This is a genomic window from Streptococcus sp. F2 (assembly GCF_056500955.1).
The window spans coordinates 18,558-42,780 of record NZ_JBWKAI010000002.1 but is presented as its reverse complement, the minus strand read 5'-3'; the positions used below and the strand labels follow the sequence as shown (position 1 = coordinate 42,780).

General features: G+C 40.6%; 18 protein-coding genes. All 18 read right to left on the bottom strand.

What is annotated here, in order from left to right:
* Nucleotides 1-3 precede the first annotated feature (3 nt).
* Nucleotides 4-960, bottom strand: coding sequence for a YihY/virulence factor BrkB family protein (locus ACYTR8_RS01200; protein WP_003054565.1), 957 nt, complete (start codon nt 958-960; stop codon nt 4-6).
* Between the two features lies 1 nt (nt 961).
* Complete coding sequence (locus ACYTR8_RS01195; RefSeq protein ID WP_269760529.1) at nt 962-1,822, bottom strand: methionyl aminopeptidase; 861 nt, start codon at nt 1,820-1,822, stop codon at nt 962-964.
* 16 nt (nt 1,823-1,838) lie between these two features.
* Nucleotides 1,839-3,122 carry a CBS-HotDog domain-containing transcription factor SpxR gene (gene spxR / locus ACYTR8_RS01190; protein ID WP_479641510.1) on the bottom strand — a complete coding sequence of 428 codons (1,284 nt, stop codon included), beginning with the start codon at nt 3,120-3,122 and terminating at the stop codon, nt 1,839-1,841.
* Nucleotides 3,115-3,669, bottom strand: a complete 555-nt coding sequence (locus tag ACYTR8_RS01185) for a GNAT family N-acetyltransferase (protein ID WP_111716924.1) — start codon at nt 3,667-3,669, stop codon at nt 3,115-3,117. The genes spxR and ACYTR8_RS01185 overlap by 8 nt, the downstream gene beginning before the upstream one ends.
* Nucleotides 3,670-3,915: 246 nt before the next feature.
* Nucleotides 3,916-5,391 (bottom strand): albumin-binding GA domain-containing protein, encoded by a 1,476-nt coding sequence (locus tag ACYTR8_RS01180; protein ID WP_479641509.1) that lies wholly within the window; start codon nt 5,389-5,391, stop codon nt 3,916-3,918.
* A 472-nt stretch (nt 5,392-5,863) separates the two neighbouring features.
* On the bottom strand, nt 5,864-7,654 hold the full coding sequence (locus ACYTR8_RS01175; protein ID WP_443597298.1) for a glycoside hydrolase family 3 protein: 1,791 nt from the start codon (nt 7,652-7,654) through the stop codon (nt 5,864-5,866).
* A 116-nt stretch (nt 7,655-7,770) separates the two neighbouring features.
* Complete coding sequence (locus tag ACYTR8_RS01170; protein ID WP_111716929.1) at nt 7,771-8,574, bottom strand: HAD family hydrolase; 804 nt, start codon at nt 8,572-8,574, stop codon at nt 7,771-7,773.
* 268 nt (nt 8,575-8,842) lie between these two features.
* Nucleotides 8,843-9,682 (bottom strand): SDR family oxidoreductase, encoded by an 840-nt coding sequence (locus tag ACYTR8_RS01165; RefSeq protein ID WP_111716931.1) that lies wholly within the window; start codon nt 9,680-9,682, stop codon nt 8,843-8,845.
* A 14-nt stretch (nt 9,683-9,696) separates the two neighbouring features.
* Nucleotides 9,697-10,791 carry a mannonate dehydratase gene (locus ACYTR8_RS01160; RefSeq protein ID WP_003061590.1) on the bottom strand — a complete coding sequence of 365 codons (1,095 nt, stop codon included), beginning with the start codon at nt 10,789-10,791 and terminating at the stop codon, nt 9,697-9,699.
* A 94-nt stretch (nt 10,792-10,885) separates the two neighbouring features.
* Nucleotides 10,886-12,283 carry a glucuronate isomerase gene (gene uxaC / locus ACYTR8_RS01155; protein ID WP_479640564.1) on the bottom strand — a complete coding sequence of 466 codons (1,398 nt, stop codon included), beginning with the start codon at nt 12,281-12,283 and terminating at the stop codon, nt 10,886-10,888.
* Between the two features lie 29 nt (nt 12,284-12,312).
* The gene (locus ACYTR8_RS01150; protein ID WP_111716937.1) at nt 12,313-12,930 is read right to left on the bottom strand and encodes a bifunctional 4-hydroxy-2-oxoglutarate aldolase/2-dehydro-3-deoxy-phosphogluconate aldolase; all 618 of its coding nucleotides are present in this window, start codon (nt 12,928-12,930) and stop codon (nt 12,313-12,315) included.
* 128 nt (nt 12,931-13,058) lie between these two features.
* On the bottom strand, nt 13,059-13,730 hold the full coding sequence (locus tag ACYTR8_RS01145) for a FadR/GntR family transcriptional regulator (protein WP_084916515.1): 672 nt from the start codon (nt 13,728-13,730) through the stop codon (nt 13,059-13,061).
* A 41-nt stretch (nt 13,731-13,771) separates the two neighbouring features.
* A complete protein-coding gene (gene uidA, locus ACYTR8_RS01140) occupies nt 13,772-15,562 on the bottom strand; it encodes a beta-glucuronidase (protein ID WP_479640563.1) in 1,791 nt (596 codons plus the stop codon).
* A gap of 22 nt (nt 15,563-15,584) precedes the next feature.
* A complete protein-coding gene (locus tag ACYTR8_RS01135) occupies nt 15,585-16,613 on the bottom strand; it encodes a sugar kinase (protein WP_111716941.1) in 1,029 nt (342 codons plus the stop codon).
* A 152-nt stretch (nt 16,614-16,765) separates the two neighbouring features.
* Nucleotides 16,766-18,310, bottom strand: coding sequence for an MFS transporter (locus ACYTR8_RS01130; RefSeq protein ID WP_003051452.1), 1,545 nt, complete (start codon nt 18,308-18,310; stop codon nt 16,766-16,768).
* A gap of 346 nt (nt 18,311-18,656) precedes the next feature.
* Nucleotides 18,657-19,916 (bottom strand): UDP-N-acetylglucosamine 1-carboxyvinyltransferase, encoded by a 1,260-nt coding sequence (locus ACYTR8_RS01125; RefSeq protein WP_269760867.1) that lies wholly within the window; start codon nt 19,914-19,916, stop codon nt 18,657-18,659.
* Between the two features lie 186 nt (nt 19,917-20,102).
* The gene (gene metK / locus ACYTR8_RS01120) at nt 20,103-21,299 is read right to left on the bottom strand and encodes a methionine adenosyltransferase (RefSeq protein WP_111716945.1); all 1,197 of its coding nucleotides are present in this window, start codon (nt 21,297-21,299) and stop codon (nt 20,103-20,105) included.
* Nucleotides 21,300-21,792: 493 nt separating this feature from the next.
* Nucleotides 21,793-24,141 (bottom strand): leucine-rich repeat domain-containing protein, encoded by a 2,349-nt coding sequence (locus tag ACYTR8_RS01115; protein ID WP_479641559.1) that lies wholly within the window; start codon nt 24,139-24,141, stop codon nt 21,793-21,795.
* Nucleotides 24,142-24,223: the final 82 nt, after the last annotated feature.

The following is a 24,223-nucleotide window of genomic DNA, read 5'->3' as shown; positions in this document are numbered from 1 at the left end:
TTGTTACTCTTCATCAACAGAGGAAGATGGCGATTGATCTGTGTCATTCCCTAAGGTTTTTTTGAAAATGGATACCACATCTCCGCTGCGACTTTCTAGTTTTCCTACAGACATTTCTTGATAAGTGGCATTAAAAATAGCCCCTAAAATCAAAATTCTAGCCAAGAAAATAAACCATAACATGATAATGAAAATCATCACGGAACCGAAGGTTTTGATATCTACCATTTTCTCAACATTATGTACCACATAATTACCAACCAAGTTACTCAAAAAAGTCATGACAAATGACGTGAAAATCGTACCTGGCAAAATATAGCGAATCTTTTTAATCTTGACATTTGGCAAGAGGAAATACAATAACATCAGGCCGACAAATATAATCAAGACCGTAATAGGCTGGATTAAGAGCAAGAATGCCGTCGTGATATTGTCACTTAGGTTATAGTGGTTATCTAACACCTGGATAGCTGCCTTTGAAAAGGTCGAAAAGATCAAGGCAAAGGTCAAAAGAAATAAAATAATGAGACTGGTCAAAAGTCCAACCAAGTGACCGATAAAGAAATCACGATGTTGTGAGGCTCCGTAAGCTTTATTGATGGCTTTTTGCAAGGACGTTAAACTTCGAGACATGGTCCAAAAACCTGTCAAGGTTGCAACCCCAAGCACACTTCCTGAAGGTTTTGAAAAGATATTGACCACAATTGAAGAGGCTGGTTTAAAAATATCCTTAGGCAGGTTTTGCTTCATTAAGCGTAGCAAATCAGCAATGTCAATATTAAGGTAAGGAAAAATATTGGCTGCAATAATAATCAATGGAAAAGCTGTCAAAATAAGATAGTAAGCCACAGCAATTGAAGACAAATCCATTTCGGCACTTTGAAAATGTCGCATAAAAACTTGAATGGGTTCATACTGCCACTTTGACATGACTCTATCAAAGAATTTTTTTTCTGCCATTTTAGTAAGTTCTCTCTTCTCCTTGGCTCGTTAAAATAACAGGGCCGTCTTTGGTAATGACAAATTGATGTTCATATTGACAAGACAGGCCGCCATCCAAAGTCTTATGAGCCCAACCTGTTTTCATATCCGTGTCAATTTCCCAAGTTCCTGTGTTAATCATCGGCTCCACTGTCAAGACCATTCCTTCTTTCAGACGAAGGCCTCGACCAGCTGTTCCGTAGTTTGGTACCATTGGTTCTTCATGCATGGTAGGTCCGACACCATGACCAACAAGGTCACGTACCACCCCATAACCAAAGCTTTCAGCGTACTCTTGGACAGCTGCTCCGATATCACCGATACGGTTACCAATCACGGCTTGCTCAATCCCACGGTACATCGCTTCTTTAGTGACATCCATTAATTGTTTCACTTCGTCAGATGGCGTTCCTACAGCATAAGCCCAACACGAATCCGCCAAGCCACCAGAATAAGACTCTGTCCATTTTTTCATCTCAGAAACATTATCAAAGTCTAGGGCTGAGACATCCACAACTGATTTGTCCAAAGGTTCGCTTAAAACCATGTCAACCTTAAGCAAATCCCCATCTTTAAGGATGTAGTGGCGTGGAAAGGCATGAGCCACTTCGTCATTCAACCCGCAGCAGGTAGCATACGGGTAATCCATGACATGACCATCCACTCCAATTTGTAAGGGAAGCACATTGTCTTCTTTACAACGACGACGAACGTAGGCTTCAACTTCCCACATGTCCGCACCAGGCTTGATAATATCTCTTAGCCCAATATGGATACCAGCTAGGAAGTCTCCAGCCCTATCCATAGCTTCTATTTCGCGTGCAGATTTTAATGTTATCATGTTTTATCTTTCTCCTCTAATTAATCTTGGTTGTTATTATTGCTTTAGCAATCACTTGATCATCGACAAAAACTTCGATATCAATGGTGCTGCTTCGTCTATTTTCAGTAATGATTTTAGGATATAGTTTCAATTGATCATCAATTTGAACAGCATGTAAAAAGTATATCATCATTTGTTCAATAATGATATTTTTTTGATGCTTTTTCGTTAGGACACGAACACTGATTTCCTTGAGAAATTCTGAAATGACCCCATTTGACATGTTACCAGCACTATCAATCATGGTCGGTTCAACCAAAACCTGATAATAATCAAGGGTCTCTTCAAGGCTGGAAAGCATCTGTTCACTATAGGTGTAGAGGTTACTTGGCTGGTTAGTCGGAAGGTTCTCCATTGCTTGTCTACGGGTAATCATCCCTAGTAAGATATGGTCTTCATCAACAACAGGAAGCATGTTCAAATCTTCAAAAATCATTTTTTGACTGATGTTCGCAAGACTGGTGTTAGGTTTTGCTGTGATGGGGTTTCGAGACATGATTTTAGTCACTTTAGTGGTCGGTAATTGATCTACCACATCTCGCATACTGACCACCCCGATTACTTTGGATTTGTGATCCAGAACAGGGAATCTTACCTCTCGTGTCTTTTTAATGAGGGCGTTAAATTCTTCAATCGTATTGTCCTCATAAAGACAGCCATACTCCTCAACAGGAATCATGACCTGCTCGACGGTCTTGAGGTCTGTTTTGATGCGAATATTAGACAGGGCGTGGTTAATCATGGTCGCGACTGTAAAGGTGTCATAATTAGTTACCATGACAGGAATACCTTGGCTATCCGCTGTTTCAATAACCCGTTTAGAGACTGGGAAACCACCGGTCACCAAGATGGCATTATGATTTTCCAAAGCCAGCAATTGGATATTTTCGCGGTCACCGACAATCAAAAGCCCTCCTTTAACGAGGTAGCGACGAATATTTTGCTGAGTCATAGCTCCGATTGAAAACTTGCTAAATTCATGCCCCAGACCAGCACGCCCCGCTAACACTTCCGAATCACTAATACGAGCAATTTCGGCATAGGTCAGACGGTCAATGCGAACCCGTCCTTTTTTCTCAATGCGAACCGTGCCACTTCTTGGTTTGGTTTCGACAATGCCTCGATTTTCAGCTTCTTTGATAGCGCGGTAAGCCGTGCCATCACTAACATTTAAATGATTAGAAATACTTCTAACACTCACCCGTTTCCCGATAGCGAGCTTCTCCAGATAATCCAAAATGTCTTGATGTTTACTCATGATGATCATCACCTATTCTTAATTGGTACGCTTTATAATCGCGAATCTTGTGGGTATGGCGATCACTGCCTCTAAATCGTTTGTAACAACGAAATCCTGCTTTTTCAGCCACGCGTTGACTGGCTTCATTTTCCAGATGGATGAGCAACTCCAATGTTCTAAGCCCAAAAGTTTGAAAGGCTAAAAAACTCAGCGTCTTGAGAACTTCTGTCATGATACCTTGCCCCCAGTAAGCATGATGTAAAAAATAACCAACTTCAGCACTGGCTACTTTTGCATTATACTGTTCCAGACGGATACAGCCTATCAGTTGGTGTGTCAGCTTGTCCTCAATGGCCCAAATTCCTAAAGGAGATGCCATAAACTCATGAACTAAGAGGTAGTCGCTTTCCCCTTTAGTCCTTTTTTCTGGAAAGACATAAGATAAGTGCTCAGTATCATTGACCATGGCGTAAAAAGCCGCGTGATCAGCATATTGAAAAGGCCTCAGTGCAACCTTTGGAGTGTCCAAAAAAGCAAATGCTGCCAACTGTGTCCAAATATCCATTGATGCCCTTTCCACTTTCCCTGTATTATTTTTATTATAACAAATATCGTAGAAATATTCTATAACAGTTTTTAGCTTTCTGTGAGCTTTTTAGCAAAAACTGCTATTTTCAGGACTTAGATGTCCTATCCTTTCCACCATCCTTAGAGAAATAGCTGTCAACTGTATTACTTGCGTTTTAAAAAACACAAAAAAGAGGAACCCTAGAGTTCCTCTTAAAAAGCTTTTTGTCAAAAATAATGACAATTAGTCTTCTTTACGTTTTGAAGCGACTGCCAAAGCACCCGCACCAGCCATTACTGCAAGCGCAGCTGCTGTGAAGAATGGGTTGCTTCCTTCACCAGTTGTAGGAAGAGTTTCAGCTTTCTTAGCTTCTTCTTTCTTAGCTTCTGGTTTTTTAGCGTCTTCTTTCTTAGTATCGTCTTTCTTAGCGCCATCTTTAGCAATTGGAGTTGCAGGAGTTAACGGAACAAGAGGGATACTTGCTTCTGGTTTTTTAGCGTCTTCTTTCTTAGTATCGTCTTTCTTAGCGTCATCTTTAGCAATTGGAGTTGCAGGAGTTAACGGAACAAGAGGGATACTTGCTTCTGGTTTTTCTGGTTCAGTTGGTGCATCACCAGGAACTTCAGTAACCATTTCAGTTACCGTAAAGGTCTTAGTCGCATCATCGTAAGACCATTCACCATCAACATTGTTAGCTGTTGCGTATTGTTTGAATTCTTTTTCTGCAGTTGCTGCATCTACTGCTTTAGTAGTTGTCTCACCTGAGAAGCTGTTACCTTTAACAACAAGTTTGTAAGTTGTCAAGGCTGGTGTTAATTCAGGTGCATCGATCACTTCTGGTTTTTCAGTAACTGTAAATGTCTTAGTTGCATCGTCGTAAGACCATTCACCATTAACATTGTTATCTGTTGCGTATTGTTTGAATTCTTTTTCTGCAGTTGCTGCATCTACTGCTTTAGTAGTTGTTTCTCCCGAGAAGCTGTTACCTTTAACAACAAGTTTGTAGGTTGTCAAGGCTGGTGTCAAATCGATTCCATCCACCATTTCTGGTTTTGCTGCTATGATTTCCTCTTTAAGTGCATTTACACCTTCAACAGTTTTGGCATTGTTGATTAGGTTCTTGTAATAGTCACTTACTCCATATTTGTCAAGTTCTCTGTTAGCTAAGACTTTAGCTTCAGCTAATTCAATTGATTTAACAGTATCTTCAGCAGGTGTTTGTGATTTCAAGAAATCAGATAAGCCATCTGTTGCTTCTGAAATACGCACTTTCTTCGCTGATTCAACAACTTGTGCTTGAAGGTCTTTTACGCCTTCAACAGTTTTGGCATTGTTGATTAGATTCTTGTAATAGTCACTTACTCCATATTTGTTGAATTCTTTAAGGGCATCTGCTTTGGCTTTTGCTAGGGCATCTGCTGCTGCCGCTGCTTCCCAAGCTGCTGCCCCAGCATTTTCAGCTGCCGCTGCTGCCACAGTATCGGCTACCGCTGCTGCTGTCAAATCAGCTGTAGCACTCTCTTCATTACGCAAAGCCAGTTTTGTCTCTGAATTCCCCAGAAGATTAGTTAATTCACCACCATTACGAATAATTGGGGTATCTTCGATTGGTGAGTCAACAGCGAATACCGTTGATCCCACTAAAAACGCAGCTGATACGGATGCTAATCCAAACGCTGACTTACGTAAAAAGTATTTTACTTTTTTTTCTTTTTCCATTGCTTTCTCCTTTTTTAATTTAATATGCCAGCACATATTAAAAAGCCGAAAAATTTGAAACTACGATTTAATAATTTCACCTTTTATTATACAACTTAATAAAATTAAATCAAGGATTTCATTTAATTTTTCTATCAATTTTTGTTGAATTAATAAAATTAAGGAATCATTACAAATAAATATCTTATCATCGCCTCATCAATTTAGCTTTATGTCTATTTAATTAGTATAAAAATGACTTTCTATGATTTTTCAACAATTATTTTCTTCTTTAAGAAAACGAGACTTTTTAAAAATGAGATTTTCTATCTATAGTACTATTTATTTCATTTATAGTAGGAATTCTCTTTTTGTACTAAAAAAACGTTAGGAGATGAAGCCCTAACGTCAGTCACAATATTCTTTTCTACTACTTAATAACGGTTTTTCTTAACTTCTCATAAGGAAAATAAGGTTAAGGTCGCTGTGACTGTTAGTACTCTCGCCACAAGTGCGTGTCAATAAGACCACAGAAAGCATCTACTGGTGAAACACCGGTGAAGTTGGATTCGCCAGCCAATTTCTCCACCAAGGCTTTCATGGTATTGTCCTTACCATCGTAAGCATTGATATAAGTCCCTACTTGTGGCATGTCTGCTAGGGCAAAGGCATGCTGAACTGACACCACAATGGTTGGGATTTCATGCACATAAAATGGCTGATCTGGTGTCCCCTTGGCTGCTGGCCAGACAATACGCTGAACTGTTCCACCAGAGTTGACATCAACAAGGTTAAGGATTAAATCGTAATGGTCTGTCAAATTGGAAATCGGTTGTTTTTGGGCATAAACATTGGCAATGGCTGCGGCACGTTCACTTTCTGGCAATTGCATGATACGTTCTTCCGTTGACTCCCACACTGTGACGTCATGACCACGCGCTTCTAGCAATTCTTTGACCACATCGGATGCTCGTTTTTTCTGACCTGCAATCATCGCACCAAAACCACCTTTGTGACCTTCTACATTGACAATCAAAATGCGTTTGTAGCGTTCAGGCGTGACTGGGATAATATCCTTTTGCTTATCTTTCACAAGAGTAATGGCTTTGTCAGCTACCTCGTCTGCAATGGCTTGCGATTCTTTGGTATTAATCAGTGTCATCGCTTCTTCTTTTGGTAGCATAATCTCTTCACGACGACCTTCATACAAATGAAGTCCTAGACGTGCTTTCAAGCCAAGCGTACGGCGAAGGGCATCATGGAGGCGTTCTTCTGTCAAAATGCCAGCCTCATAGCCTTCTTTCATCCATTGCAAATCTTCATCTGGATCATTAAAGAATAAGAAGAGGTCACAGCCCGCTTCCACAGCCGTTGGTAGCATCAAACGACGTGGCATAGAAGCTGTCATGGCAACCATGTGAGAAGCATCTGTGACAATAGCGCCATTGTAACCAAGCTCCCCGCGCAGCAATTCATCCAACAACGTTTTGTTGAGCGAAGCTGGTAGCATGTCATCCAACTCACGTTCAGGATACAACTCTTTCTCAACATTTGGCAAATGGATATGACCTGCCATAATACCAGGAAGACCAGCTTCAGCTAGTTCACCATAAATACGACCGAAGGTAGACATCCACTCGTCTTTTGTCATCGGGTTTGATGCAAAGGAGAGGTGATGGTCACGTTCATCAATCCCGTCACCTGGGAAATGTTTGGCAAATGGCATAATGCCATGCTCCATAATCCCTCTCATGTACTCTTTAGACAAGGTAATGATTTGGTCCACGTTTGAACCCCAGTTACGGCTAGCGATAATTGGGTTGCGCCAGTTGCGTGTCAGGTCAACAATAGGAGCAAAGGAAGCGTTACAGCCAACTGCTGCTGCTTCAATCCCTGCAATGCGCCCCATTTCGTAAGCGTACTTTGGATCATTTGTTGCGGCAACCTTAATCTCGTCCCCAACCTTTGTACCATCATTAACTGCGCCATCGCCACCTGCTTCGGTGTTAGCAGCAATTAAGAGTGGAATTTTTGATTTGGTTTGTAAGATGTAGTTTTGTTCCCAAACTTCGTCGGCCATGCCTTTATTGTAGCGAACCGCCGCAATTTTATAATCATTAAGCACTTGGGTCAAATACTCTTCGGTACGACTAGCTCCCATGTTAACAAATAACTGTCCAATTTTCTCCTCCAAGGACATGGAGGCAATGGTTTCTTCTACCCAAGCGATGGCTTGGTCATCAAGGTGATAAGGTTTTTTGCGTAAATCTACTAAATGTGTCATTTCTTTTCCTTTCAAGAGGGCTTCGGTTTTTTAATACCTTCTTACCAAATTCCTCTACTTACTTCTTTTCTCATCCTTTTGGACTAGTCAAGCTAATTAGTAGCTCTGCTATTGATCTAATCTAAGTTATGCCAGAAGGTTTCTTTCAAGCTATTAAAATCTAGGTCAGACAGTTCTCCTGTGACAAAGGCATCTGCCACAGCTTCTTTTAAGTCAGCCCAAGATTGCGCCTCTTTGCCGACTAATATAGGGAAGAAAGCCACTTGATTTTGCTCTGCTGCGGCCAAATCTCCTGGAGAATCGCCAACCATCATGAGGCGTTCTTTTTGATACCCTTTTTGAAGAAGCTCTGCGATAACATCCTCTTTTTTACCACGATCTTGGCAATACAAGTCATCAACATGTGCCATTAGTCCTTGATCGTGCCACTCTTCTTCGACAGCTTCCTTATTGGCTGAACTCACAACGAATACTTTCCCTAGCTGATGCAATTTCTCAAGACCTGATATAGCTCCTGGAAAAGCCAACGCCTCACCTTCATAAGCTTTGATTTGACGGTTCACTTCATTAGACCAATCCAAAGCTTTTTGAAGGTCATCACTAGCTTCTTTAGCAAGCTCTGCTTCCAGTGAAGCATTGGAGAGAGATTTGGTGTTGGCAACCCAATCTTTCAAACGGTCAATGCCTTTTAATCCTGCATAGTCAAGTCCCATGACAAGCCCAACAAAACGATTAACCCCACGCGTGCGTGAGTACAGGTTAACACGGTCCCATTCTTTTAAAAATGCTTCTCTATTTGTCACCCCAAACACATCTGCAGCAATTGGACCAAAGAATAGCTGATGCTTATAGGTCATCGTATCCATCGCACAGCCATCTGAGTCTACGCAGAAGACAAAAGCTTCCTTTTTAGTCGTCATGTTTTCCTCCAATTAATTGTAATTCATCTGATGATTTTATTGTAACATAGCCAGAAAACGCTGTCAATCAGAAAACTAACATTAGGTTCATTTTTCTTGTTATCCTTTATTTTAAAATGGATATCCAAGTTGTTGCCAAATTATTCTCTCTTAACGATCATTCTAACGTTCACCAAGTCATCATATCACTTATGATGATAGCAACTAGCCCCTAAACAAAAACTCACCCAAGGCATCACATTTTCTTGAGTGAGTTAGTTACTAAGGATTAAACGCCAGAGTAAGCTGCAAAGCCTCCATCAATCGGGAGAACAACGCCGTTAACGAAGCTTGCTGATTGTTCATCAGCTAGGAAGAAGAGACCTCCAATCAATTCTTCTGCTTCTCCGAAACGTCCCATTGGCGTATTGTTAAGGATTTTTTCAGCACGTGCTGTTGGTTGCCCCTCTTCAGTGAACAAAAGGCCACGGTTTTGGTTGGTCACCAAGAAACCTGGGGCGATAGCATTACAACGGATTCCCACTTTTGAGAAGTGAACAGCCAACCATTGCGTAAAGTTGGAAATAGCTGCCTTAGCTCCTGAATAAGCTGGGATTTTTGTCAATGGTGTGAAAGCATTCATTGATGAAATGTTAATGATGTTAGCCCCTTTTCGCCCAACCATGTCTTGAGCGAAAACTTGCGTAGGAAGCAATGTTCCTAGGTAGTTCAAGTTAAAGACAAAACTAATTCCCGCTTCATCTAAATCAAAGAAAGTTTTGGTCTCTTCAGGCAAACCAACCTCATGAAATTCATTATCAGTAGTCGCTTTTGGACTATTTCCACCAGCTCCATTGACCAAAATGTCTGCTGGACCAAAATCAGCTAAAACAGCCTGACGTACCTCTTCTAAATTCTCTTTTGAGAGGACATTTGCTTTGTAAGCTTTAGCCACACCACCTCCTGCTTCAATCTCAGTGACAAAAGCTTGTGCTGCTTCTTGGTTCAAATCTAAAAGAGCTACCTTGGCACCTGCTTTAGCAAACTCTTTGGCCATGTAGCCGCAAAGCACGCCACCAGCACCTGTTACAATCACAACCTTATCTTTAAAATCAATTACTCTAGTCATGTTATTCCTCTTTCTTATTTGTCGCCAACTGTTTTGACAGTAATGCCAAAGTCTGGTGTCTTACCAGCGGCACGCATATTGGCCTCATAAAGACCATTAAAGTAAGTAGCTCCCAAAGCACGGTCATATAGGCCATAACCAGGTGTTTTGGTTTGATCTCCCCAGATACGACGACCATGGTCTGGACGAAGAGCCCCTTTCCAATCATAGTCAACCAATAATTTGACAACAGCATTCATGTCAATATCACCAGCTTGTGACAGGTGTGCTGTTTCTTGGAAGCCCCAAGCGCCGGCTGTCACGTTACGCGTGTGCATAAAGTTGATACGGTTACGTTTAAGAGCGTACTCAGTCATGGCAATCACATCATTTTTAGGATCAGAAGCATACGACCCTACACACATGGTAATCCCATTGTTTGGAGAATCATAGAGATTCAAGAAGCGCTCAACAGCATCTTGACCTGTTATAATACGTGGCAAACCAAAGATACCATATGGCGGGTCATCAGGGTGGATCGCCATTTTCACACCAGCTGCTTCTGCGGTTGGCATAATAGCTTTGATGAAGTAGTCTAGATTTGCCCATAAATCTTCTTCAGAGATATTGTTGCGGTAATTCTCGATGATGGCTTTCATTTCTTCCTTAGAATAAGAAGAATCCCAACCTGGTAGATTCAAATCGTCAGCTACTGGATCAACACCCTCTAAATCAGCTTTTAAGAAAGCAAGCGATGTGGATCCGTCCGGTAGTGGATGGTTAAGATCTGAACGTGTCCAGTCAAAAACTGGCATAAAGTTGTAACAAACCACCGGAATACCTGCTTTACCAACGTTGATAATAGAGGTTTTATAGTTTTCAATCAATGCATCACGCGTTGGCTTGCCTTGTTTGATGTCTTCATGAACTGGGATAGATTCAATAACTGAAATCTCTAAACCAGCATCTTCGACCATTTTCTTCAAAGCAAGAATGTTCTCAAGTGGCCAAGCTTGACCAACCGGAACATCATAAATTGCCGTAACAATTCCCTGCATGCCTGGGATGGCTTTGATTTCTTCTAAGCTGACTGGGTCATGTTTCCCATACCAGCGAAATGACATTTTCATATACAATTACCTAGAGCTGATAGGCTCCCTTTTCCTTTCATTTCCACACGATTTTCATTTATTGAGAAGGCTGCGCTTCTCTATTGATACAGTTTTAATTAAAATAGCGAACAGCGTTGTCGTAAGCGATGTCTTTAGCCATCTGACCAATGGCTTGATAATCTTCTGGGACTTCCCCTTCTTCAATCCATTCCCCTAAGTAGTTAGCTAAAATACGTCTGAAGTAATCATGGCGTTGATAAGACAAGAAGGAACGAGAATCCGTTAACATGCCTACAAAATTAGCAAGCATTCCTTGTTCAGCAAGAGCATTCATCTGGCTAATCATTCCAAGTTTGGTATCTGCAAACCACCAGCCTGCTCCAAATTGAAGGTAACTTGCCACACCGGCTTCATTGGCTTGGAAATTAGCCAAAGTGTTAGCTACTGCAATATTGTAACTTGGGTTTAAGTTATACCAAATCATTTTTGGTAGGCTATCCATCTGCACCAAGTTATCCAACAAGCGGTTCATATTAATCGTTAAAGCTGCTTGGTCTCCTAGAGAATCCACCCCTACATCTGCTCCTAAACGTTTGAAAATACCAGAATGGTTGTTGCGCAGAGCACCAAAATGAACTTGGGTTACAAAACCATATTGCTTGTACAATCGACAAAGGTCTGCAAAAACAGCAGTCTGCCATTGGTTGATGTCAAGCTGGCTTGGTGTATCACCCGCTAGCACCTTGGCCATAATCTGATTTAAAGCTTCTGGTGTAGCCTTTTCAAAAACAATTTCTGTAAAGCTGATATCACTTGCCTTGCAGCCTTTTTCAGCAAAGTAAGCAATCCGTTTCTCCATGGCTGCCATAAACGTCTTAAAGTCTGTAATGTGGCTGCCAGTTGAAGTTCCTAAACGCTCCACAAACTGGGCAAAATTGCGGTGCTCAACAAAAGCCTCATCTGGTCTAAAGGTTGGTGCTACAATTGTCTCAAAAGTGCTATCGTCCGCAAGTTGTTGATGCCATTCGAGGTCATCAAGAGGGTGATCAGTAGTTCCAATAAAAGTCACCTTGCTGTCTGCAATTAATTTGCGCGGGCTAATCTTATGGTCAACCAGATAAGCATTCAAGCGATGGTAAATCTCCTCCGCATTGTCCTGTGTCAACAGCTCTTCCACACCAAAAACATTTTTCAACTCCATAGCTGACCAATGATAAACAGGGTTACCGTAGGAACGTTCTAAGGTTCTTGCAAAAGCTTTAAATTTATCAAGTTTAGACGCTGAACCAGTGATTTCTTCTTCTGAGATGCCATTAGCACGCATCAATCGCCACTTGTAGTGATCCCCGCCTAACCATAAGTCAACAATATTGTCATAGACCTTATCTTCAAAAATCTCTTTTGGGTCTAAGTGACAGTGATAGTCAAAAATCGGTTGATCTTGAATCTGTTGATACAGTTTTTTAGCAGCTTCATTTTTTAACATAAAGTTCGCATCGTTAAATGTCATGTTCGTCTCCTCTGTGATAACTTCCACACTTAGTCAAGGGCTGATACAAATGATTGCGCAATCCGAGTAACGCTGTCATAACCCTCTGTCGCCACCTTGCTAGCAAGGGCGGAACCAACACCTACAGCGACTGCTCCAGCATTTTTCCACTCTTTCACGTTATCAACCGAAACCCCTCCAGAAGGCATCAAATCAACCTCAGGGATTGGACCGTGAATATCTTTGATAAAACCTGGGCCAACAACCCCTCCTGGGAAAACCTTAATAATAGGACAAGAAGCATTCATGGCAGTCACAATTTCAGTTGCTGTGGCGCAACCTGGGAAGTAAAGATTGCCTTCTTGGTTAGCAATGTCAGCAATTTCTTTGGAGAAATGCGGACTTACTAAGAATTTGGCACCTGCTTCAATCGCTTCTTTTGCGAGTTCAGTAGTCATTACCGTACCAGCTCCAATAACAACACTTGTGTCATCTTTAAAGTCATCTGATAATTTGCTAATGACCTCAGAAGCATTTGGAGTGGAGTAAGTAATTTCAATATTACGAATTCCACCTAAAACCGCATGTTTAGCGATTTCAATCGCATCTTCTGCGGTTTTTCCACGCACAACAGCGAAAAAGTAATTCTCTTTTAATTGGGTTAACATCCGTTTTTCCTCCTCTATGAAACCGTTATCTTGTTATTATTATACAAATCGTCTGATGACTTGTCAAGAAAAAAGTCTAAAAAAACAGCAATTCTCACAATTGCTGTTTGTTCTTCGCCGATATTTTATTAAGGCAAGAAAGCCGTTCGTTTTACGGTCATAATATGTAAAAGCATAGCATCATGCGCTGCGATAGGGTTTCTCTCCTTAATAGCTGTCAAAATGTCGCGATGGGCTTGTAGGGAATCTTCTTTCATCTGACGATTTGTGTAGTTAGCATTTATCAGATGAATTGACTTGTTAATAACAGGTAATAAACTGTCCATCGCAATATTACCACTAAATTTGGCCATCATCGAATGGAAGGTCACATCTAACTGTAAATGCTTAGGATCACCCGCTGTTACAGCTTCTTCAATCTCTACGACAATCTTTTCAAGCTCTTTAATCTCTTTCGGTGTCGCATGCTGAGCAGCTAAGGCAGCAATCCGGGGTTCTAATAACAACCGTAATTCAAACAAATCTGCTGTCAATTTTGCCGTGTCTTTCACCAATGAAAAACCAAGCGGGTCTTCTGATACCCCTTTTTTAGAACTCACATAGGTTCCAGAACCCTGTCTCACTTCTAAGACATTGCGGGTTGCTAAACTTCTGACAGCCTCTCGGATAGTGCTACGTCCTACATCCAAGTCTTGAGCTAATTCGTACTCATTAGGGAGCTTAGCCCCTACGTCATATCCACGTTCTAAAATAAGCTGTAATAAACGTTCTGCTGTTTTTTCAACTAATGGTCTAGCCATCGTATCGTCCTCTTCCTGTTTCTACTGTCTCCTATTTTACACTATTTTTTCTTGTAATTGTAGTTAGGAATAGCTGTCCAACGTTTTTTAAATTCTCTGACCACTTGTTTAGGCTGACGGTTCCGCGAGAAGAGTCCTTTATGGTTACCTTGCACACGGAAAATCATTAAATTGGTCTCAAAGTCTGCAAAATTCCAAACTTGTTCACCAACAAGGTTAGGAATCTCATCAAAAACCCCATGCGTCATCGCATAAAAATCACATTGGAATTCTTCCGTATACGGAATATCCCACATCGAATGCAAGCCAGGCAAGGTATCTGCCCCATACTCAGTCATCAAAATGGGTTTGTCTGGGAACTTGCTCTGCCATTCTAACAATTCCTTGCGTAGGCCAGCTTCTCCCTTAGCCAGATCACCATGATCCACATACCAAGCGTAATAACGGTTCAAACAAATCACATCGACCAAATCCATAACTTCATCTCGGTCTGGTGTTGCCATTAAAATATTGACCAATGTCACTGGACGTTTTTGTGGGTCCAATTCTTTGTAGAGAGCCACCAGTGGTTCAAAATAGTCATGCGCTCCCGCTTCATGGCTTGCAGGTTCATTGGCCACTACCCACATGACAACAGATGGGTGATTTTTATCGCGTTTCACCAATTCTTGGATAGCCTGTTCGTGTGCTTCTTTTGTTTCCATCACAGACCAAGTTCCCATATCTTTAGGTGTTAAATCAAGGGAAGCCGTGAAATTTTGGAATAAACCAACCGCTGGAATTTCGTCAATCACCAAAATCCCCATACGGTCTGCAAGGCGCATCATTTCTTCAGAGTAAGGGTAATGTGAGGTACGGAACGAATTAGCGCCAATCTCTTTCAACAAGTTCATATCCATCAAGTTAGCCGCTTCATTGAGACCACGACCATTGATAAAGGTATCTTCGTGTTTGCCAAAACCTTTAAAGTAAACAGGTTTACGATTGACAAAGAAGTGACCATCCGCTACATGTACACTACGCACTCCGAAAGGTTCTTCATAAGTATCAACAATTTGACCATCTACACTAATCTCAATACGAGCTGTGTAAAGGTAAGCATCCAGGACTTCCCAGAGATGCACGCAATCAAGTTTGATATGGCCGTCGTTCGTTTGACCAACGACTTGACGCTCCTCATCAAGGATAGTCACCTGAATCGCATCAACAGCCGCTGACGTTTCAACAGCAATGGAAAGGTCTGCTGTTTTCAAATCATCTGATAAATCACTGGTAATGGTAATATCTGAAATGTGGGTTTTAGGACGCACCACTAATTTGACTGGACGATGAATGCCCGCATAGTTAAAGAAATCGAAGTTTTCTTTGACCACTTTTTTCATGCTGCCATCTTCTTGACGTTCTTCGCTATAATTGCCCACAGGAAGTGTACTGTAATCTAAAATATTGTTGGCACGGACAGAAATTCTGATCTGATGGTCCTGGTAAAGTTCCTCTGGCACCACGACTTCAAAAGGAGTAAACCCTCCCTTATGAGAAGCCAGCTCACGCCCATTAACATACACGGTAGCATTGTGAGTCACTGAGCCAAAACGTAAGACCAATTCATCATCTTTAGCTAACTTTGGAAGATCAACCAAACGCTCATACCAAAAATCACCGATATAATTGCGTTTATCCTTATCGACCACCACATCATTAAAAGAAGTCGGCACAACCATAACGTCTTCTGTTGACAAACTGTCTTCTGGGTTATGGTCTCCTAATTTGAATTGCCACAAGCCACTAAGGTCATATAAACTTCTTGTTTTGGTTAAAGTTGGGTATAGCATCTTTTTCTCCTTTTTCTCATTGTTAACGTTTAATCTCATGCGATGCATCAGTTATTAAATAATCAATATCTGCTGGCGTAATAATATTGCTGTCGCCCTCAATCGTGTGTTTGAATTTAAAACTCGCCATTGCAATGGCTAAGGCCTTGTCAGGCGCTTCATTTTGTAGCATGCCATGAATCAAGCCAGCAGTGAAAGCATCTCCAGTACCAACACGGTCCAACACCTGAATGCCAGACTTGTCTGTCTGGTAAAGATTACCATCTTGATATAAATAACCTTTCAAGAGGTATTCATTGGTATGCCCCATTTCCCTTTGGGTAAAAGCAAAGCTAGTCACACCGTAAGTTTTTGCCAACTTAGAAAGAACGTTTTCCAATAATGCTTGATTTTCATACGGTCGACTCAATCCCAATTGGTCTTTCAAATCTTTTTCCCCATCGCCTGCTAAAACCAAGGGTTCAATTCCAATACAAACATCTGCCAAAGCCACTAAAGGGGACAATAATTCTCTAGCCTCTTGAAAAGAGTCCCAAAGGCTGGCCCTAAAGTTTAAATCAAAGGAGACCTTTAATCCTTCTGTTTTTGCCTTTGTCATCAGATAATGGGTCAAGTGATAAAGCTTATCGGTCAGAGCCGGGGTAATACCAGACACATGAAACCAATCAGCCCCCGCAAAGACATCTGCTAACTCATAATCAGCTAACTGCGATTCCCAAAAAGCAGAATATTTTCGGTCATAGGTCACGCGACTAGCCCGTAAGGAAAACCCTTTTTGATAGTAATAAATCCCCAAACGTTGACCTTTTTCAATAATATAATCTTGACTGATTTGACGAGAAAAAAGAAAGGTCTTTGTCATTCGTCCCAAATCATTGGCTGGTATTGCTGAGATAAGAGAGACCTTATGCCCTAACTGCGCCAACGTTGACAAAACATTTAATTCCGACCCACCAAATTGACATTCCAGGCTGGTTGCCTGAGTTAGGGTCTGGTACTGCGGCGGTGATAATCGTAACAAAATTTCGCCTAAAGAAACAACTGTTTTCACTCAAAACCTCCTCTACTAATGATGATAAGGACATTATACCTGATTGTAGTGACTTTTTAAAAACCTAGGCAAAGAGTCCTCCGATGACTAAAAATCACTTTTTCTCTAAGTTAAAAGAGTTGAGCACATCTTGCCCAACTCCTTCCAAACGACTAATCTTTATCAACTGGATATTTCGTTACATCAACGTAGTCCATATCTGACAATGGCACATTGCGAGCGATATCCTTCACGCGTTCTTTTGAACTTGCAGCTTTCATGACTTGAATTTTCTCTTGGATACGAACCATTTCTTCTTTATCCAGTTTGTAAAATCTCATCAAGAACAAGGCGACTGACAAGGCGACAAACGGAATACCAACTAAAAGAATAATAGTTGCCATTTTAAGTTCTGGTGTTAATGGTGTTTCCATTGTTGGGAAAGCTTTGGCAAAACCAATCGTTGCCAGAACAGCTCCAACAACCATCGGTGCAAATGAAGAAGCAATAGAGTCTGTCAATGAGAAGATTGTTCCAATCATCCCTGACACATAACGACCTGATTCAGATGTTTCATAGTCTGAAATATCTGCCCCCATTGTTAACACCAAACCAGCCGGTGCTTGAGTAATGTAACGAGCCAACATGTAAGTAATGATAAAGCAGATAGTGTAAAGGTTAATGTTACTTAAACTCAAATCACCAACTTTACCAAAGTAAAGGACAACCCCAAAGGCAGCTAAGGCAATCAAACCAAATTGAAGTGACGCCACATATGAGAAACGAAGACCTTTTTTACGAGCAACACTTGAAATCAAAATGTTAATCAAAACACCTGGAATCACAAAAAGTAGTGAGAATTGACCTGACAAGGCATAGTTACCAAACACAATACCGTAAAGCATAACCATGACAACTGAGTCTCCAAAGAATTGCACGCTAAACTTAACGAGTGCTGCTGCAATTGACAAGACTTGAAGAGGTTTGTTGCCTTTAATGACTTTCATGTAGTCTTTTAATTCTGTTTTTTGAGTATTTTCACCAAGACCGAAGTATTCTTTGTTGTCTTTAGACCAGATACCGATAACAGCCAATAATCCTAAAATAGCTGAAATAACGATTGTTCCATAGATAAGCACATTGAAGAATTCCAACGTGAAGTTACCAAATTTAGGAACCAAGAATCCTGAAACCACAAACTGTCCACCAGTCATCAAGGTTGTTAACATGACAGCATCCACAATGTTGAAAATGGGACGTTGTTTTGGATCATTCGTCAAGGCAGTTTGACCTGCTTTTGTGATGGTTTGTTGCATGGAATAACCAATTTTGTGAACAATCAATACCAAAATAAAGAGTGGGAAGCGCATCCCTTCGCTAACATTATTTAAAGCAAGTAATAGAATAAGCGATAGAGCCGTAATAATATTACCAGCAATTAAAATTGGGCGGTATTTCCCAAACTTAGTATCTGTTTTATCAATCATGATACCGATAGCTGGGTCAATAAAACCATCAAAGATACGAATATAACCCATGATTTGGCTAACAAAGATAGCTGCTAGCCCAAGAACACCTGTTGAAAAATAGGTGATAAACATGAAAGCAAATAGGTAAATGTTGGTAGATGTATTATTCAAGGCAAATAATACCAGTTGCCAAACTTTAGCTCGGTTATAGGTAACTTCCTCAACCCTTTGATCAATCGTTTTCTCCATCAGAGAAATCCCCCTTATATCCTAACACTTCACTTGAAAGCGTTTTTATTTTTCTACATGTTTATCTTACTATTCATCTGATGATTTGTCAACACAATTTTAGTGATTTTTCGTCCTTTTTTTGAAAATAAGCTATATTTTAAGATTTAAAGTAAAATTCATCTGATAATTAATCACTAATCAAATATAGTCATCAGACAATTGAGCAACCTTCAATAAAATGATTCCTGATGTGAAAAAAACTAATAAGTGGCAATTTAACCCTCAATAAGGGACTATTCCTTAACTTTCAGACCTCTCAATATAAGTTGTTTCGTCAAAAAAAAAGAGAAGCCACTAGCTTCTCTTAGTCTTCGATTAATTGGATGTCCGCTCCTAATGCTGTCAATTTCGCAATAATATTAGCGTAACCTCTCAAGATAAACTCAATATTTGTGATCTCTGTTTTGCCTTCAGCCATCAAACCAGCTGTTACAAGAGCAGCTCCTGCTCGTAAATCAGTTGCCTTGACTTGAGTTCCTGTCAATTGAGTTGGCCCTTGATAGACAATTTTACCACCAAGAACAGAAATATCAGCTCCCATACGCGCTAATTCTGGGACATGATTGATTCGTTTTTCGTAAATGGTATCAATAATACTGCCGCGCCCTTGGGTTTTTAACAATAGCGGAGTCAAAGGTTGTTGTAAATCTGTAGCAAAACCTGGATAAGGGGATGTTTTAAGGGTAACCGCTTTAAGATGATCTTGTTTTTCAACAAAGATAGCATCTTCTTCCACAGTCATTCTAACACCCATCTCTTCTAACTTGGCAATAAAACTTTCCAAGTGCTCATAGAGAACATTCGTTACCTTGACACCTTCTCCAATAGCTGCCGCTAAGGCAATATAAGTTCCTGCTTCAATACGATCTGGAATGACTTGATGTCTCGTTCCGTGAAGTTTGTCTACCCCTTGAATAGTAATGATATCTGTCCCTGCACCACGAATATGAGCCCCCATATTATTCAAAAGGGTTGCCACATCAATGATCTCAGGTTCACGCGCAGCATTTTCGATGACTGTTTTACCATCCGCTTTTGCAGCCGCAATCATTGTGTTAATGGTTGCACCAACACTAACCGTATCCATATAAATATGAGCCCCATGAATCTTATGACCATTTGTAGACAAATTCATGTTTTGACCTTCGTAAGAAACCGTAGCTCCCATTGCTTCAAAAGCCTTTAAATGAAGATCAATCGGTCTTGGACCCAAATCACAGCCACCTGGCAAGCCAACAACAGCTTGTCCAAAACGTCCCAACAGACTACCATAAAAATAATACGATGCTCGAAGGCTATTGATTTTGCCATAAGGCATTGGAATATCTTGTACCCCTCTAGGGTCGATTTCTAAAGTGTCACCATGATAGTTAACCTTAGCACCCATTAGTTCCATGATTTCAATCAAACTATCAACATCACTAATAGCAGGAACACCGTCTAAGGTTACAATATCATCTGCCAAGATAATGGCTGGGATAAGGGCAACAACACTATTTTTTGCTCCTGAGACAGCCACTTCCCCGGACAAGGCTTTTCCGCCATTAATAACAATTTTACGCATACATCCAAAACTTTCTTATACTAGAATTCAACCTTTTTATTTTATCACAAATCATGTTACCTGACAAATACTGACGTCTAAATTTTTAATCTTTTCTTAGAAAGAGTCCTCAATTCCCTTTTTGAACTACAAAAAACAGGAATAACTAATGATAGCTACCCCTGCTTTTTCAACTTCTATCAACAATTAAGATAAGGTTTTAACAAGCTCTGTTAACGCTTCAACTTTATCTAAACGTTCCCATGGCAAATCAATATCAGTTCTTCCCATATGACCATAGGCAGCCGTTTGTTTGTAAATCGGACGTTTTAAATCTAGCATCTGAATAATACCCGCTGGGCGCAAATCAAAGACCTGACGAACAGCAGCTTCTAAAATTCCTTCTGACACTGTAGACGTTCCAAACGTATCCACACGGACAGAAACAGGCTGAGCAACTCCAATCGCATAAGCTAGTTGGACTTCAGCTTTCGTCGCAAGACCTGCTGCAACAAGGTTCTTAGCAATATAGCGTGCTGCGTAAGAAGCCGAACGGTCTACTTTTGTCGCATCCTTACCTGAAAAAGCTCCGCCACCGTGACGAGAGTAACCACCATAAGTATCCACAATAATCTTACGGCCGGTCAACCCAGAATCTCCTTGCGGACCTCCAATAACAAAACGACCTGTTGGGTTAATGAAGAATTTTGTGTCGTCATCTAAATAGTGGGCTGGGATAACAGCCTTGATCACTTTTTCAATCACATCCTGACGAATTTGCTCATTGGTTGCCTCTGGATTGTGTTGTGTTGAGATGACCACAGTATCTACACGGACAGGTTTATCCTGTTCATCGTATTCAACCGTAACCTGTGACTTAGCATCAGGACGTAAATAACTGATTTCTCCTGACTTGCGTAACTCCGCCAAGCGACGCACCAATTGGTGGGATAAGGAAATTGGTAACGGCATCAATTCTGGGGTTTCATTGATGGCAAAACCAAACATGAGCCCTTGGTCACCTGCACCAATATGGCTAAGGTCATCAGTATCACCTTCTCTGCTTTCAAGAGCTTCGTTAACCCCTTGAGCAATATCTCCTGATTGTTCTACAAGAGATGGGTGTACTCCCACTGATTCTGCTGAAAAGCCGTATTCTGCTTCGGTGTAACCAATTTCTGCAATGGTGTCACGAACCACACGGTTAATATCAACATAAGCAGTTGTTGAGATTTCTCCAAAAACATGAACAGAACCAGTATAAACACAGGTTTCTGCTGCTACATGGGCTTCTGGATCTTCTGCTAAAATGGCATCTAAAATAGCATCTGAAATTTGGTCTGCAATCTTATCTGGATGCCCCTCAGATACGGATTCAGACGTGAAAAGTTTACGTTCTGACATAAAAATGTCCCCCCTATAAATGTATTGTCTCAAAAAGAGATGATGACTGTTCGTTCCATAAAGGTTCAGATGACACCGATATTATGACATAGTATAGAAGTCATCCATCAAACCAACAAGTCATTTAGGTAGACCAATTGACGTGTCTACCATGCCTATTATCTGACCTTGGTCATCAATAGGTGTAGCGAGTTACAAAGAATCCAACCAGCATGGTTCCCCATGCCTCTTGCAATCAAACTAGTGATCAACGCTCCTACACCCGATCATATCAGTTGTTTCGGAATGACTAACACTAATACAATAGCCAGATAGGTTGTCTTATCGGGACTCAATAACAATCTATTATAACATGTTTTAGCTTTTTACGTGCCATACATTTCACATATTCTTCTATTTATTTGTAAAACCCCTCAAGATAGCTTGAGGGGTTCTTAAATAAGTAAACGAGGCACATCATCATTGCCTTATGATGACTATATTTTAAGGAAGCTTAGTGAGCGTGATGGTGCGCTTCGTCAGTTTTTTCCTCACCTTCATGCTCATGCTCCTGGTCATGATGGTCTTCATGCTCGTGTGCGTGATCTTCGTCGTGGTCATGACCGTGATAATGGTCATGCGAATCTTGAGCACTTTCTTCTGCTGGAGCAGGCATAGCTGCTTTTTCGTCAGCTGTACCGTTACCTACCATAGACCCTTCTTGAACCGCAGGGAAATTTTTAGCAATCGCTTCTGGAATATTCTGCTCATTCAATTTAAGATCTGACAAAGGAATCTGATTATGACTAATGTCAATATTGGTAATCGTTTTATTTGGTTCAGACAAGTTGACATTTGTTAGTTGGTTTTTAGACACGCTTAAAATATCAAGTGCTGTAAAGTCATTAACACCTTCTAGTGAAGTCAGTTGGTTCCCTGTCACATCCAAGAAAGTTAATGAGCCTTGTTTATCTTTGAGCACAAGCGACTTGATTTGATTTCCTTCTGCTTCTACTCTCACAATGACGCTACTTGCTTCAATACCGTCCAGAGATTCCAATTGAGCTCGGTTGATGGACAAGCTGGCTAGACTAGGGTTGTTTTTCAAGAAATCCAGACGAGCTACTTTGGTTTCATTGACCATTAGTGTCTCCAATTTTGGTGCTTCTAAAGTAGTCAAATCAATAGCCGCATTACGTGACAAATCCATCACCGTTAATGATTCTTTATGAGAAACCGGGCTTAAATCTGTAATCTGATTATTATCAATGTGCAATTCTTGCAATTGATTTAATGATGACAGTGGGCTCAAATCAGAAATAGCATTATTGCTTAAAACCAAGAATTTCAAGTTAGGTAATTGTCCTAGCACGGTAATATCTTCAATACCATTATCAGCAGCTGCTACTAAGGTCAAGTTTTTATACTTGCTCAAGAAACTAATGTCTTTCAGATTGTTTTGAGAAATATCAATACTTTCCAAATGAGGCATCTGATCCATAAAGCTATAGTCTGTCACACCTGTTTTTGTCATTAACAGTTGTTTCAATTTTTTAAATTGCAAGACAGGTGACATGTCACTAATGGGTGTAAATCCAATCCCTAAGATTTCAAGGTTAGGTAATAAAGATAACCCTTGACGTTGCAATGGGTTTTCACGACTACCCAAGTCAAGTTTGACAACAGTCGCCAACCATTCTTTCATCTTATTAGGATCTTTTTCATTTGACGGGAATGGGGTTGGAGCATCGTGAGTACGAACGATATCCAAAATCACTTCTTCATCAAATCCTAAGGCACGCAAGGTATCCATTCCAACCTTATGTTTTTCCAATTCACGGGCATGCTCAATAGCATGTGGATCTGGAATATCTTTTCCGATTTCAATATCAGATAACATCAATACGTGCGCATGGTCATGGTGAGGGTATTCCAAACCAAGTTTACCATCTTGTGTTTCCACGCGTTTAATAGTTGATGGATCAATGCCCAATTTTTCTGCCAGATAAGCTAATTTTTCTTGGTATTCTTTTTCCCGATTTGCTTGTTCTTGTGCCTGATTAGGTTCTGTTAGTTTATCTGCTTTTTTAGCAGGATCGTATTGATCTGCAACATGTGCCCAACCACCTTGACGAAGGTCAGCAAAAGAAATAGGGTGCAAGTGGCCATCATGATCAACAAGGATACTGTCTTTAGTAACCCCAACAATACCTTGACCATTAAACTTAAAGCCATCCGATGTCGGGAAATGTAATCCTGGAATCCCCTTGGCGGTAGCGGTAGAAACAGGTCCTGTGGTCTGTGGCAAACGATTGGCAACCTCTTTTGCTTGTGTTTGCACATGGCCTGGCAGACTTGACTTCAAAATATAATGAAAATGATCCCCGTGACGAACCGTGTAACCCAGGGCATCTTCAGCAACAATATCAGCCGGGTTAAATTCATAATGATGATGAGCACCTGAGGTTTTTCCACTTACTTGCGTATATGATTGCTGAGCACCGGCTGGTTTAGTCACGTTTGCCCCTTTAGGAATGAGGTATTCAAATGGACTACCTTTTAAATCAGCATAAAAAACAAAATGCGAATGGCCATCATGGTCCACAATGATTCCCTGATCCGTTTTTGATAAGATTTTAGAATCTTTGGTTAAGAGAAACCCATCATCTGTTGGGAAATCAACGCCGGCAACCCCTTTACGTTTCTTTTTACCTTCTCTAGCCTTTTTAACTGATTTTGCCTTCTTTGACATCACTTTTTTGCTAGTTTGTTTGGTTTTAGGTTGATCAGACTGATGACTCGACTGAGATTGACAAGCCGCTAAGCATAATTGACATGTTAAGAATAAGCCTGCTATGGCCATTATTTTTTTAGATTTCACGTTATTCCTCCATAAGTTAACCAGTTAATTATAATGTTAACTAGTTAATTATAACAGAAAAAAA

Excerpts from the sequence above, each read along its gene's own strand:
- ACYTR8_RS01185 (WP_111716924.1), bottom strand. The coding sequence starts at position 3,669 with ATGGATATTTGGACACAGTTGGCAGCATTTGCTTTTTTGGACACTCCA.
- ACYTR8_RS01165 (WP_111716931.1), bottom strand. The coding sequence starts at position 9,682 with ATGACTAGAGTAATTGATTTTAAAGATAAGGTTGTGATTGTAACAGGT.
- ACYTR8_RS01150 (WP_111716937.1), bottom strand. The coding sequence starts at position 12,930 with ATGTTAACCCAATTAAAAGAGAATTACTTTTTCGCTGTTGTGCGTGGA.
- ACYTR8_RS01130 (WP_003051452.1), bottom strand. The coding sequence starts at position 18,310 with ATGGAGAAAACGATTGATCAAAGGGTTGAGGAAGTTACCTATAACCGA.
- ACYTR8_RS01115 (WP_479641559.1), bottom strand. The coding sequence starts at position 24,141 with ATGGCCATAGCAGGCTTATTCTTAACATGTCAATTATGCTTAGCGGCT.
- metK (WP_111716945.1), bottom strand. The coding sequence starts at position 21,299 with ATGTCAGAACGTAAACTTTTCACGTCTGAATCCGTATCTGAGGGGCAT.
- uidA (WP_479640563.1), bottom strand. The coding sequence starts at position 15,562 with ATGCTATACCCAACTTTAACCAAAACAAGAAGTTTATATGACCTTAGT.
- ACYTR8_RS01175 (WP_443597298.1), bottom strand. The coding sequence starts at position 7,654 with ATGACACATTTAGTAGATTTACGCAAAAAACCTTATCACCTTGATGAC.
- ACYTR8_RS01170 (WP_111716929.1), bottom strand. The coding sequence starts at position 8,574 with ATGACGACTAAAAAGGAAGCTTTTGTCTTCTGCGTAGACTCAGATGGC.
- spxR (WP_479641510.1), bottom strand. The coding sequence starts at position 3,122 with ATGAGTAAACATCAAGACATTTTGGATTATCTGGAGAAGCTCGCTATC.
- ACYTR8_RS01160 (WP_003061590.1), bottom strand. The coding sequence starts at position 10,791 with ATGAAAATGTCATTTCGCTGGTATGGGAAACATGACCCAGTCAGCTTA.
- ACYTR8_RS01195 (WP_269760529.1), bottom strand. The coding sequence starts at position 1,822 with ATGATAACATTAAAATCTGCACGCGAAATAGAAGCTATGGATAGGGCT.
- ACYTR8_RS01145 (WP_084916515.1), bottom strand. The coding sequence starts at position 13,730 with ATGGCTAGACCATTAGTTGAAAAAACAGCAGAACGTTTATTACAGCTT.
- ACYTR8_RS01125 (WP_269760867.1), bottom strand. The coding sequence starts at position 19,916 with ATGCGTAAAATTGTTATTAATGGCGGAAAAGCCTTGTCCGGGGAAGTG.
- ACYTR8_RS01180 (WP_479641509.1), bottom strand. The coding sequence starts at position 5,391 with ATGGAAAAAGAAAAAAAAGTAAAATACTTTTTACGTAAGTCAGCGTTT.
- uxaC (WP_479640564.1), bottom strand. The coding sequence starts at position 12,283 with ATGACATTTAACGATGCGAACTTTATGTTAAAAAATGAAGCTGCTAAA.
- ACYTR8_RS01200 (WP_003054565.1), bottom strand. The coding sequence starts at position 960 with ATGGCAGAAAAAAAATTCTTTGATAGAGTCATGTCAAAGTGGCAGTAT.